The organism is Megasphaera sp. SW808 (assembly GCF_012027795.1).
GTDB classification, from domain to species: domain Bacteria; phylum Bacillota; class Negativicutes; order Veillonellales; family Megasphaeraceae; genus Megasphaera; species Megasphaera stantonii.
The window spans coordinates 1-12,347 of record NZ_SJOT01000026.1 but is presented as its reverse complement, the minus strand read 5'-3'; the positions used below and the strand labels follow the sequence as shown (position 1 = coordinate 12,347).

General features: G+C 57.5%; 15 protein-coding genes. 11 read left to right on the top strand and 4 right to left on the bottom strand.

Annotated elements, in window-relative coordinates; all coding sequences use genetic code 11:
- Positions 1-285 (bottom strand): hypothetical protein, encoded by a 285-nt coding sequence (locus tag E0L13_RS09450; protein ID WP_087477907.1) that lies wholly within the window; start codon positions 283-285, stop codon positions 1-3.
- A gap of 188 nt (positions 286-473) precedes the next feature.
- On the opposite strand from E0L13_RS09450, the gene E0L13_RS09445 reads away from it, so the two are divergent.
- From E0L13_RS09445 to E0L13_RS09395, 11 genes are all read left to right on the top strand, one after another.
- Positions 474-680, top strand: coding sequence for a DUF951 domain-containing protein (locus tag E0L13_RS09445; RefSeq protein WP_087477908.1), 207 nt, complete (start codon positions 474-476; stop codon positions 678-680).
- A 135-nt stretch (positions 681-815) separates the two neighbouring features.
- Positions 816-2,033 (top strand): ATP phosphoribosyltransferase regulatory subunit, encoded by a 1,218-nt coding sequence (locus tag E0L13_RS09440; RefSeq protein ID WP_107195452.1) that lies wholly within the window; start codon positions 816-818, stop codon positions 2,031-2,033.
- Between the two features lies 1 nt (position 2,034).
- Positions 2,035-2,670: an ATP phosphoribosyltransferase gene (gene hisG, locus E0L13_RS09435; RefSeq protein WP_087477910.1), complete on the top strand. Its 636-nt coding sequence runs from the start codon at positions 2,035-2,037 to the stop codon at positions 2,668-2,670.
- Between the two features lie 17 nt (positions 2,671-2,687).
- Positions 2,688-3,980 (top strand): histidinol dehydrogenase, encoded by a 1,293-nt coding sequence (hisD, locus tag E0L13_RS09430; RefSeq protein ID WP_087477911.1) that lies wholly within the window; start codon positions 2,688-2,690, stop codon positions 3,978-3,980.
- A complete protein-coding gene (hisC, locus tag E0L13_RS09425) occupies positions 3,973-5,046 on the top strand; it encodes a histidinol-phosphate transaminase (protein WP_168062017.1) in 1,074 nt (357 codons plus the stop codon). The genes hisD and hisC overlap by 8 nt, the downstream gene beginning before the upstream one ends.
- Positions 5,039-5,623, top strand: coding sequence for an imidazoleglycerol-phosphate dehydratase HisB (gene hisB / locus E0L13_RS09420; protein ID WP_087477913.1), 585 nt, complete (start codon positions 5,039-5,041; stop codon positions 5,621-5,623). The genes hisC and hisB overlap by 8 nt, the downstream gene beginning before the upstream one ends.
- 1 nt (position 5,624) lies before the next feature.
- Entirely contained in the window at positions 5,625-6,242 is a 618-nt protein-coding gene (hisH, locus tag E0L13_RS09415) for an imidazole glycerol phosphate synthase subunit HisH (RefSeq protein ID WP_168062015.1), read from the top strand.
- Positions 6,243-6,246: 4 nt separating this feature from the next.
- Positions 6,247-6,963 carry a 1-(5-phosphoribosyl)-5-[(5-phosphoribosylamino)methylideneamino]imidazole-4-carboxamide isomerase gene (hisA, locus tag E0L13_RS09410; protein WP_095629301.1) on the top strand — a complete coding sequence of 239 codons (717 nt, stop codon included), beginning with the start codon at positions 6,247-6,249 and terminating at the stop codon, positions 6,961-6,963.
- Position 6,964: 1 nt separating this feature from the next.
- The gene (gene hisF / locus E0L13_RS09405) at positions 6,965-7,726 is read left to right on the top strand and encodes an imidazole glycerol phosphate synthase subunit HisF (RefSeq protein ID WP_168062013.1); all 762 of its coding nucleotides are present in this window, start codon (positions 6,965-6,967) and stop codon (positions 7,724-7,726) included.
- Positions 7,726-8,421 carry a bifunctional phosphoribosyl-AMP cyclohydrolase/phosphoribosyl-ATP diphosphatase HisIE gene (gene hisIE / locus E0L13_RS09400; RefSeq protein WP_168062011.1) on the top strand — a complete coding sequence of 232 codons (696 nt, stop codon included), beginning with the start codon at positions 7,726-7,728 and terminating at the stop codon, positions 8,419-8,421. The genes hisF and hisIE overlap by 1 nt, the downstream gene beginning before the upstream one ends.
- A gap of 9 nt (positions 8,422-8,430) precedes the next feature.
- Positions 8,431-9,549: an HAD hydrolase-like protein gene (locus E0L13_RS09395; RefSeq protein ID WP_206081611.1), complete on the top strand. Its 1,119-nt coding sequence runs from the start codon at positions 8,431-8,433 to the stop codon at positions 9,547-9,549.
- 191 nt (positions 9,550-9,740) lie between these two features.
- Here E0L13_RS09395 and E0L13_RS09390 read toward each other — a convergent pair whose 3' ends face one another.
- The 3 genes from E0L13_RS09390 to E0L13_RS09380 form a co-directional block, all read right to left on the bottom strand.
- Complete coding sequence (locus tag E0L13_RS09390) at positions 9,741-10,382, bottom strand: bifunctional 2-keto-4-hydroxyglutarate aldolase/2-keto-3-deoxy-6-phosphogluconate aldolase (RefSeq protein ID WP_232818735.1); 642 nt, start codon at positions 10,380-10,382, stop codon at positions 9,741-9,743.
- A gap of 11 nt (positions 10,383-10,393) precedes the next feature.
- A complete protein-coding gene (locus E0L13_RS09385; RefSeq protein WP_168062010.1) occupies positions 10,394-10,813 on the bottom strand; it encodes an HIT domain-containing protein in 420 nt (139 codons plus the stop codon).
- Positions 10,814-10,943: 130 nt separating this feature from the next.
- Positions 10,944-12,347 (bottom strand): glycoside-pentoside-hexuronide (GPH):cation symporter (locus E0L13_RS09380; RefSeq protein WP_168062008.1); only part of this gene is annotated, 1,404 nt, incomplete at its 5' end.

Here is a 12,347-nt window from a genome sequence, read left to right as displayed (position 1 = left end):
TTACCTTTCCGTGCGGCGCTGCTTCAGGGCTGCTTCGTACTGCTGGTGGTATTTGGCGCCGTACTGCCAGGCGGCGATGGAAATGGCCATGACGGCGATGATGATGACGAAGCGCAGGGGCGTCGGCAAGTGGGATAAGAAGGAAATGGCCGCTAACGGCTCGGCTTCCAGGGCGATACAGACGGCGACCCAGATCAGCAGGGCCAGGGTCATGAGCGTGCAGACGCCGCCGAGGGTATAGAGAAGCAAATACGTATAGCGCAGTTTTTGTAAGTTCGGTGTCAAGTCGGTGCCTCCTTGCAGAAAATAAAAAAAGATAGGGGCTCGATAGGCCGGCTATTATCCAATATACTACCACAGGGAGGGCGAAAAGGGAATAGAAGGGCTGCCGGGCCTCTTTTTCTCTATCCTTTTCGGGCATTACCCTATATACTATATATACTATCGTTTTTTATCAGAAAAGGAGAATGTATATGGCAAATTTTATTCGGTATCATATCGGTGACGTCGTACAGATGAAAAAGCCCCATCCCTGCGGCTCAAACGAATGGGAGGTCATGCGTATCGGCGTCGATTTCGTCATCCGCTGCTGCGGCTGCGGCCATCGGGTCATGATTCCCCGGCCGAAGTTTGAAAAGGCCGTGAAGAAAATTTTAAAACAAGCCGAAGAAGACGTGTAAAAAAAGTAAAATTTTTAAGAAAAGGTATTTTTATTTCGCCTCCAGTGTGTTACAATTTATGTCAGCCATTACTTTATCGATTTACCTTGATAAAGTAATAAAGCAAAATAGACAGACGTAAAAGGAGGTCATGCGATGAAACCGAATACGCTTGATGGGGTGAAAATGCTTCATCATGACGAAATGCGCAATTATGACCGAATTCAGGGAAAGATTATTTCCGTAATCATGAACCACGGCTGCAAGATCGTCGAGACGCCGAGCTTTGAAGATTACGACGTATATCAGCATTTTTTTCCGCACCTGCGCCGGCAGATGGTAAAGACCGTCGATACGGACGGACGGGTCCTCGTCCTGCGTCCCGACGTGACGCTGCCCCTCGTAGAGTCGGCGGCCCGGGAGTTTCCCCGGCCGAACCAGCTGCTGAAGTTCGGTTACGTGAGCACCGTCTTTCGGGAATATTTCGGCCGCAGCACCTACGGCAAGGATTTCCTGCAGGGCGGCATTGAAATCCTCGGCGATCCGAGCCCCGAGTGCGACGGCGAGGTCATCGTCATGGCTGCGGAAATCCTAAAGGCCGTCGGCGTCGAAAACATCCGCATTGACATCGGCACCGCAGCGTATACGCAGGCCTTGTTCGACGCCCTGCCCTTGCAGGAAGCGGAGAAGGACCGGCTGCGGGCCTATCTGGCCGACCGCAATCTCGTCGCCCTGCGCCGCTATCTGAGCGGCTTGTCCCTGCCGGGAAACGCCCGCTGCGCCCTGGAAGCGCTGCCGGTCCTGTTCGGACCGTACGCCCAGACCCTGGGCAAGGCGAAGGACTATTGCCTGAACAGCGGCATGCTCAACGCCCTGGCGCGGCTGGAAAAAATCTACGATTATATTTTATACGCCGGCTTTGCCGACAAGGTGCAGCTCGACTTCGGCTTTGCCAGCCGGCTGGGCTATTATACGGACATGGTGTTCAAGGTATACGTCGACGGCGCGCTGTACGACGTCATCGACGGCGGCCGCTACGATACGCTGTCGGCCCAGTTCGGCATCGACCGGCCGGCCTGCGGCTTCGGCATGAACATCAACTTATTGTACGAATTCATGAACGACGCCGGCCTGCTGGCCCAGGCGGAGCCGTCGTTCCAGCTGGCCGTTTCCTATGCGGCGTCGGATCAGGTCATGGTCCGCGATTTGATGCGCTGGCGCAGCCAGGGGTTCCGCGTGGCGGCCTACCCCGAGTCGTCCTTTATCGACAGCCGCGATTACAGCATCCACGCCGTATACCGCGGCGGCTCGTATTACAAGGACGGCCGGGCCGTGACGGCGGCAGATCTGGAAGAAGCGATGAGGGGGCTTTAAGATGGCGATTCACATTGCCCTAGCTAAGGGGCGCATACACAAGGCGGTCATGGCCTATTTGCAGGAAAGCGGATATGCCTTTCCGACCTATACCGCCGACAGCCGCAAGCTGATTTTTGAAGACAGTACGGGAACGCTCAAGGTGACCCTCGTCAAATCGCCGGACGTAGCCGTCTACGTCGAACGGGGAGCGGCTGACGTGGGCATCGTCGGCGAAGACGTCCTGCTGGAAGAAGCGCCGGGAGCCGGCGTGTACGAAATCTTCGATTTGGGCATCGGCCGCTGCCGCATGGCCGTCGCGGCCATTGCCGGCAAGCCCGTGGATATGACGAAGCGCATTACCGTCGGCACGAAGTATCCCCGCATCGCCCGCCGCCATTTCGAGCAGAATCACCGCAGCGTCGATATTATCAAGCTGAACGGGTCCGTCGAGCTGGCGCCTATCGTGGGGCTGGCCGACGTCATCGTCGATATCGTCGAGACGGGAAATACGCTGAAAGCCAACGGCCTGGAGGTCGTCGAGTATTTCATGGATTTCAGCGCCCGCATGATCTGCAATCCCGTGTCGTTTAAGATGAAATACGAAGACATACGGCGTCTCGTCGACGTCGTCAAAGAGAAGGATTTGGAAGCATAAGCGAGGGGGCATGGACAGTGGAATGGATAGAAGTTCCTGAAGAAGGGCTGACGCTGCGGCAGGTCCGGGCGATTACGGCGCGGAACCAGTCGGAAAGCGAGGCCATTCGCCAGAGAGTAGAACATATTTTGCAGGCTGTGCAGGAACGGGGCGACGAAGCCCTGAAGGAATTTACGGCCATATTTGACGGGCCCTTTCTCGATTCGTTTCTCGTAACGGAAGAAGAAATCGACGCGGCCGTCGCGGCTGTTGGATCCGACTTCATGGCTGTGTTGGAAGAGGCGGCGGCCAATATCCGGACGTATCACGAACGGCAGGTCGAGACGACGTGGATGGATACGTTCCGCCCCGGCGTGCGCTTAGGGGCGAAGTTTACGCCGATACAGCGCGTCGGCGTGTACGTTCCCGGCGGCACGGCGGCCTATCCGTCGACGGTGCTCATGGATATCATCCCGGCTCACGTCGCCGGCGTGCCGTCTATTGCCGTCTTTACGCCGCCCAAGAAGGACGGCTCCGTCAATCCCTATATTTTGGCGGCGGCCCGCGTCGCCGGCGCGACGGAAATCTACAAAGCCGGCGGAGCCCAGGGCGTTGCCGCGGCAGCCTTTGGCACCGAATCCATCCCGCCGGTCTTTAAAATCGTCGGGCCGGGCAACGCCTACGTAGCCATGGCCAAGCGCCTCGTCTTCGGCACCGTCGGCATCGACATGATCGCCGGGCCGAGCGAGGTCGGCGTGCTGGCCGACGATACGGCCAACCCCGTCTGGGTGGCGGCGGACCTGCTGGCCCAGGCGGAACACGACGCGCGGGCGGCGGTCTTCCTCGTCACGCCGAGCCGCGCCTTGGCGGAAAAGGTAGAAGCAGAAGTCCGTCGGCAGCTCGACGAATTGCCGCGGCGGGATATTGCCGCGCCGTCGGTAGAACAGTACGGAAAGATTTTTGTGACGAAGGATATGAACCAGGCCGTCGAGGTCATGAACCTCATTGCGCCGGAGCATTTGGAGCTGGATACGGCCGACGCTGAAACTCTGGCTGGAGATATCGTCAACGCCGGCGCGATTTTCATCGGCCCCTATACGCCGGAGCCCATCGGCGACTACTTCGCCGGGCCGAACCATACCTTGCCGACGATGGGGACGGCGGCCTTTTCGTCGCCTCTGGGCGTGTACGATTTCGTCAAGCGCAGCAGCCTGCTGCAGTACGATAAGGAAGCCTTTGAAGCCGTCGCGGAAAAAGTCATGGCCTTTGCCAATGTCGAAGGCCTGCAAGCTCACGGGCTGGCTGTAAAGAGGAGGATGGACCATGAATAAAGAATGGCTGCGCCGGACGATACGTTCCTTCGAGCCCTACGTCGTCCCGGAAATCAAGGAGCGCACCGTCATCAACGCCAACGAAAGTCCTTATAATATATTTGATTTTCCCGAAGTGAAGGCGGAATTTTTGGCCCGCCTGAGCCAAACGCCGTCGTATCACTATCCCGATCCTTTCGCCGAGGAGCTGCGGGCGGCCTTGGCCGAATACGTGTCGTGCCGGCCTGAGGAAGTCCTCGTCGGCTGCGGCGGCGATGAAATCATCAGCATCATTGCCAATACCTTTTTGAACGAAGGCGATACGGTCCTCGTCCACGGGCCGACCTTCGACATATACGGCATCGACGCCCAAATCGTCGGGGGCAAGGTCGTAGAGATTCCCGATTTGCCGGGCTTTACGCGCGACAGGAAGTCCTTGCTGCAGGCTGTACAGGAGCTGCAGCCGAAGCTGACGGTACTCTGCAATCCCAATAACCCGACAGGCGAGCTCCTGCCCCTGTCGTTCTTGGAAGCGGTCTTACAGGCCTCGCCGAATCCTGTCGTCGTCGACGAAGCGTATATCGAATTTGCCGGCAGCGACAGCATCATTACTAAATTGGCTGATTACGACAACCTCATCGTCATCCGCACCTTGTCCAAGGCCTTCGGGCTGGCCGGCGTCCGCGTCGGCTACGCCGTGGCGCAGAAGGAGGTCATCGACGCCTTGTCGCTGGTCAAGCTGGTCTACAATGTAGGTAATTTAGCGCAGATTGCGGCGCTGGCGGCCATGAAATACCGCGATGTGATATTGGCCCATAACATCCCGCCGACTATTGCCGCCCGCGAGTATCTGGCGGCGGAGCTGAAGCAGATAGACGGCGTCACCGTATACGACAGCGTGACCAACTTCGTCCTCATCCGGGTGCCCGACGGGCCGGCCGTCGTCAATGCCTTGAAGAAGGCCGACATCTGCGTCCGCTTTTACAAGGCCGCGGCCCTGCAGAACTGCCTGCGCATTACCGTTACGACGAGGGACGTCGTACAAAGAGTTGTCGAAGTGATTCGAAAGGAGGTCGGCCATGCGTAGCGCCCAGATAGAACGGGAAACGGCGGAAACGCAGATTGCCCTTTCTCTCAATATAGACGGTACGGGAACCTTTGCCGGTACGACGGGCATCGGCTTTCTCGACCACATGATGAATTTGCTGGCCTGCCACGGCGGCATGGATATTACCCTCCACGTCCACGGCGATTTGGATGTAGATACCCATCACACCGTGGAGGATCTGGCTATTGTATTGGGCGGCGCGCTGGCTCAGGCCTTGGGCGACAAAAAGGGCATCCGCCGCTACGGCATGTTTTACTGCCCCATGGACGAAGCCCTGACCCGCGTCGTCGTCGACCTGAGCGGACGGCCCTATCTGGTATACGACGTGAAGCTGAATGTCGAGCGCATCGGCGCCTTCGAGACGGAAATGCTGAAAGAATTTCTCTACGCCTTATCCGTCCACGGCCGCATGAACCTGCACGTGACGAATCTCTACGGCGAAAACGCCCACCACATCGTCGAATCGGTTTTCAAGGCCCTCGGCCACGCCCTGCGCGAAGCCGTGTCGCTCAGCGGCGACGAGTCGGCCGTCTTGTCTACGAAGGGGGTGCTGTAGCGTGAAGGTAGCTGTTATCGATTACGAAGTTGGCAATTTGGCCAACGTGTACAACGCCTGGAAGCGCCTGGGCGTGGCCGTCGACATTACCCGCGACCCGGCGGTCATCCGGCAGGCCGATTTCATCGAGCTGCCCGGCGTCGGGGCCATTCGCGACGCCATGGCGAACCTGAAAAAATTCGAGCTCATTCCCGTACTGGAAGAGCAGGTCCGGGCGGGCAAGTTTTTCATGGGCGTATGCCTGGGCATGCAGGCGTTGTTTGAAAAGGATTACGAAGGCGGCGAATACGACTGCCTTGGCTTTCTGCCCGGCGACATCGTGCCGTTCCGCACGACGCTGAAGGTGCCGCATATGGGCTGGAACGAGCTGGAATTCCGCAGCAGCCACTGGCTGCAGAAGGGGCTGCCGGCCCATCCCTACGTGTATTTCGTCCATTCCTATCATAAGTCGCCTGCCGATTCGCCCGACGTCATCGCTACGGCCGATTACGGACAGGCCGTGCCGGCTATCTGCGGCCGGGACAACGTCCTGGGATTTCAGTTCCATCCCGAAAAGAGCGGCCCCGTAGGGGCGCGGCTCCTGCAGAATGTCATTGCGTACGTACAAGAGAAAGGATGAGACTATGATCGTATTTCCGGCGATAGATATACAAGGCGGCAAGGTCGTCCGCCTGCGCCAGGGCGTGAAGGAAGACAGCACGACCTACTTTGACGATCCCGTAGAGACGGCCGTCAAATGGCGCGATGAAGGGGCTATGTTCCTGCACGTCGTCGATTTGGACGGCGCTTTTTCCGGCGATCGCCGCAACGCCGACGTCATTGGCCGCATCTGCGACGCCGTCGACATTCCCGTCCAGGTGGGCGGCGGCATCCGCAGCGAAGAAGCGATTGAAACGTATTTGGAAGAAGGGGTCAACCGGGTCATCATCGGCTCCAAGGCCGTAGAAGACGCCGCCTTTATTACGGACATGGCCAAGAAATACGGCTCGGCCCTGGCTGTTTCCATCGACGCCAAGGGCGACATGGTGGCGACGCGGGGCTGGGTAGACGGCAGCGATAAGGAAGTCCTGCCCTTTGCCCATTTTCTCTTGTCCATCGGCGTCAACACCATCGTGTATACCGACATCAGCCGCGACGGCATGCTGACGGGGCCGAACATGGAAATGCTGTCCCTGTTGCAGCAGCTGCCCTTCATCCGCCTCATCGCCTCAGGCGGCGTGAGCGGCATCGACGATTTGAAGCAGCTCCAGGCCATGAAGGTCTACGGGGCTATTACGGGGAAGGCCTTGTACGAGGGGAAAGTTACAATGGCTCAAATCCGGGCGTTAGGGGGAATGTAGGATGCTGGCCAAACGAATCGTACCGTGCCTGGACGTGCGCGACGGCCGCGTCGTCAAGGGCAAGCAGTTTAAAAATATACGCGACGTAGACGACCCAGTGAAATTAGGGAAATTTTACTCGGAGCAAGGGGCCGATGAGCTCGTTTTCTACGATATTACGGCGACCCATGAAAAGCGGAATATCTTCATCGACGTCGTCCGGGCCGTAGCTGAAGCTATCGACATTCCCTTTACGATCGGCGGCGGCATCGCCAGTATCGACGATTTCCATCAGGTACTGCGGGCCGGGGCCGACAAGGTGTCGGTCAATTCGGCGGCAGTGATGCGGCCCGACCTCATCCGCGAGGCGGCGCTGCGCTTCGGCAGCCAGTGCGTCGTCTTGTCCATCGACGCCAAGCGCGACGGCCGCGGCAGCTGGCAGGTATACGTTGAAGGAGGCCGGAAAAATACGGGCATCGATGCCATTGCTTGGGCAAAGCAGGGCGTGGCCCTGGGAGCCGGGGAAATCTGCATGAATTCCATGGATGCCGACGGCGAAAAAGCCGGCTTTGATTTAGAGCTGAACCGCCGTCTGGTGACGGAGCTGCCCGTGCCGATTATCGCCTCCGGCGGGGCCGGGACGATGGAAGATTTCAAGCGCGTCTTTGACGTCGGCGTCGACGCAGCCCTGGCGGCGTCGGTCTTTCATTTCGGACAAATCCCCATTCCGGAGCTGAAGAAATACCTGAAAGAACAGGGCGTTGCCATGAGAGGAGCAGAATAGTGGAAACAGTAGGTTTGACAGATATAAAATTTGACGACAAAGGCCTCGTGCCGGCCGTCGTGCAGGAAGGGCGGAGCGGCAAGGTCCTCATGGTAGCCTATATGAACGCCGAGTCGCTGCAGAAGACCGTTGAAAGCGGCGAAACGTGGTTTTACAGCCGCAGCCGGCAGGAGCTGTGGCATAAGGGCGAAACGTCGGGCCATTTCCAGAAGGTACGGGATATCTTTGTCGACTGCGACGCCGACACGCTTCTGGTCGTCGTAGACCAGATCGGCGCGGCCTGCCATACGGGCAGCAAGTCGTGCTTCTTCCGCCGCCTCGACGGCTGGGACGGGACGTATGCGGGCAGCCTGTCTATGCTGTCCGATTTGCGCGACGAGATTGAGGAAAAGAAGATTCATCCGACGGAAAAATCGTATACGGCCTATTTGCTCCAGACCGGCATGGATAAGATCTGCAAGAAAATCGGCGAAGAATCGGCGGAGGTCATCATTGCCGCCAAAAACGCCGACGCCGGCGACGGCGCCGACCTGCGCCTGGAAGTATGCAAGGAATCGGCCGATTTGCTCTATCACCTATCTGTATTGTGGGAAGCGGCCGGCGTCAGCGTTAACGACGTCATGGCCGTATTGGAAGAACGGTCCCACGTCAAGGGAAATAAGAAAACGGTCGGGCATTTAGATAAGACCTTTTAAGGAGTCATCATGAAAACTGTTATTTTTGACGTAGACGGCGTGCTTCTCAGCGAAAAACGCTATTTCGACGTGTCGGCCCTGACGGTATGGGAATGGTACTACAGCCCGTCGTTTATGAATCTGGGCCATGAAACGGTCAGGGCGGAGCTGACAGACGAAGAAATCGACGCCCTGCGAGCCCGCTTTTGGCTCGACGACGCCATCCTGATCTGGCTCAAGAAGCACGGTGTCAACAGCAACTGGGACATGACCCACGCCCATATTGTGGCGACGTTGTGGATGCTGCTGGAGCAATACAAGGCCGACGGCCATTCGCTGGACGATATTGTCATAGAATCGATGGCCGACGTCTGCGCCCTGGGCCGGCGGCTGCAAGGGTACGCCGTTCCCGACGCCGCAGCGGTCATGGAGCGCCTTGCCGGAGCCGTGCCGGACGATGCCGGCAAGGATGACGTGTTCGCGTATTTGACGAAAGCCATCGAAGCCTCCTTGGGGATTGCTGCGCCATGGTCGGCTCTCGATTCCCCGTTATGGCAGCTGCACTTTGAAGCCTTTCAGGAATGGTATTTCGGCGACGAATTGTATGAACAGACCTACGGCAAGGCGCCCTATGCGCCGGGGAAGGAAGGCTTTCTGCGCCGTGAAGTCCCCTTGGGAACGGCCGAGGGCATACGGCGCATGTTTCAGGAGCTGAAGCGGCGCGGCTATGCCCTGGCCATTGCTACGGGACGGTCGCGTATGGAGACGGCCGTTCCCTTTGCGGCCTATCATTGGGACGAAGAATTCGATCCCCGTCACGTGGCGACCTATACGGACGTAGACGAAGCATCGAAGATGCTGGGCCTGTCCCTCGACAAGCCGAATCCCTTCGCCTATTACGCCGGGGCCTTCGGTACCTATCCCGAGCGGTATGCTGAGTATGTCAGCCGCCCCGATGAGTTCAAGGACGGCGAGTACTACATCGTCGGCGACTCTATGGCCGATATTTGGTGCGCCAAGGCCATGGGAGCCGTCATGATCGGGACGCTTACGGGGCTGGACGGCCCGGCGGCGCGGGCTATGTTCGAAGCGGAGCAGGCCGACTACATCGTTGATTCTGTAGAAGATATGTTGGATATATTGAAATAATGCGAAAGCTGCCGTAGGAAGAATGATTTTCTTCGTGCGGCAGCTTTTTATAGTGTGTAGTGCATTCATTTGACGGCGGCAGTGCCGGCAGTCCCTATGCATTTTTGGAAGACAGTAAAACAGGGCCGCGCGTCCTGCGCAGCCCTGCCTGCTGAGAGAGAGAAAATATATAAAGGAATGTGGTATCGGAATTATTGACGAGCCGCTTTGACGGAAGCGATGAACTTTTTAGCTGCTTCGGTGATTTCAGCCGGCGTTTTTCCGCCGCCTGTCAGCGCTCCGCCTGCGCCGACAGCTACGCAGCCGGCTTTGATCCATTCGCCGGCGTTTTCGGCGTTGACGCCGCCTGTCGGCATGAGAGGAGCCTGAGGAATGGGGCCGTGGATGGCTTTGATCGCTTTCATGCCCAAAATTTCGCCCGGGAAGATCTTGATGACATCGGCGCCGGCTTCAAGAGCTGCGATGACGCCGTTGAGGGTCGTCGTGCCAGGCATGACGGCGATGCGGTAGCGGTTGCACAGCTTGACCGTTTCCAAATCAAAGGCCGGCGAAACGATGAACTGCGCGCCGTTTAAGATGGCGATGCGGGCCGTGACGGCGTCGAGGACGGTGCCGGCGCCGATGACGACGTCGGGGTTATCGGCATATTTCTTGGACAACGCGGCGATGACTTCATGAGCCTGAGGCGTCGTGAAGGCCAATTCGATAATCGTGACGCCGCCGGCGATGCAAGCGTCGGACATAGCCATGGCTTCTTCCGCGTCTTTGCCGCGAATGACGGCGCAAACGCCGACTTCCTGAATTTTCTTTACTACGTCGATCTTATCCATCATGTGAGTTCCTCCTATACATTCTGCTTGATCTTTTCAATCATGTCTGCGTATTCTTCGTCGGTCAGGAAGACGCGCTGCGGGTTCATCTCGAAGGTCGTGTTCCATTCGAACTGGTCCTTGTACTTCGGCACGAGGTGGACGTGCAGGTGACAGCCCGTGTCGACGTAGGAGCCGTAGTTGACCTTGTCAGGATGAAAGGCCGCGTGAATGGCCTTGGCGGCGCGGGCTACGTCGTCATAAAAGGCATGGCGTTCTTCGGCGCTCATGTCGGTCATTTCGCTGATGTGGTCCTTATAGGCGACGATGCAGCGGCCGGGATGGCTCTGTTCCTTGAATAAGATGAGCATGCTGACGGGCAAGTCGCAGATGTAGATGCCGAACTTCGCCAGCGGCTCGCCTTTTACGCAATATCCGCAGTGGGTGTCGATCATAACCAATCTCCTCCTATGGATACAAAGAATACGGGAAGGCCGGCGAATGCGGCGTCGGCCCTTCCTGTATAAACTTGTATACTAGTATTATATCAGATAGTTCCCAATAATTTCAATCTATTTTCCAAGATTATTCGATGGTGCCGTGTTCCCATTTGCCGTTGTTCAGGTCTTCGGCAATCTGTTTGAATTTGTCGTCTGTCAAACCGTAGAAGAAGTACAGGATGATGGCGGCAATGCCGAGGGCGACGCCGGGGTACAAGGTCATGGCGGCCTTGATGCCCGTCAGGGTCATTTCGCTCTGTACGGCGTTGGCTACATAGCCCGTGAGGACCAGGATGCCCGAGCTTACGATAGCGGCGATGGCCTGGGCGATTTTGCGGGAGAAGTTGAAGGCCGCGTAGGTAATGCCTTCTTTACGGATGCCGTTGTGCCATTCGCTGTAGTCGATGACGTCGGAGACGAAGGCCCACGTAATGCCGTTCGGAATCGCCAGGGCGACATAGCCGATAGTGACGAGGATGATGAAGGAATAGAGGTTCGTCGGGATGACGAAGTTCAGAATGTCTGCCGCGCAGCCGATGAGCAGGCCGCCGATGGCTGTCTTTTTCTTGCCGAACATCTTTACCAGCTTCGGAATGAGCAGGATGCCGATGACCGAGCAGCCCATCATGATGCCGTTGACGACAGGCTGCAGGCCCATGTGGCCCAGGTTATACTGGCAGAAGAAGATCATCATCTGGTTGTTCGTATTCATGGCGGAAATCGTGAATAAGGTCATCAAGATAATGCACAATAACGGCTTGTTGGTAAATACGATTTTGATGTAGTCGGAGAATTTCGCTTTCTGTTCCTTCGCCGTATTTCTCTTGACGGGAACGTGTTCGTGACAGTTGAAGTAGCAGATGGCAAAGCCGAGGACACCGACGACAGCCATGACGATGGAAGCTACGAAGAAGCCGTGATGGGGCTGGTCAAAGAGCAGTACGATGGGGACGAAGGCGATGCCCGTAATGAGCTGGGCCCCGATGGAGCCGGCCTGACGGGTCGTAGCCATCTGGCTTCGTTCTTCGACGTCGCGGGTCATGACGCTGGCTAACGATGCGTAGGGGATATTCGTGAAGGAATAGACCAGGCCCCAGGCCATGTAAGCGCCGTAGGCGAAGAGGATTTTGCCGGCTGTGGAAATTTCCGGCATCGTAAAGGTAATGACCGTGAGGATAGCGAGGATGATGCTGGAAATCATCATGACCGGGCGGAATTTGCCGCGGGGGCCGATGTTTTTGCGGCTGTCGATAGCCGAACCGGCGATAGGATCCATGAAGGCGTCGAAGATCTTCGTGAAGGCGAAGATCCCGGCTACGGCGCCGGCGGGGATAGTGCAGACGTCGATCCAGTATTTCGTCAAATAGGCCTGGCCCAAGTCGAACATGAAGCCGTTCCCAAAATCGCCGAAGCCGTAACAGATTTTTTCACGCCACGACAGTTTGACGTGGCCCGTTTTGGCGGCGTCCGTTCCGACGGCCGCCGTTGC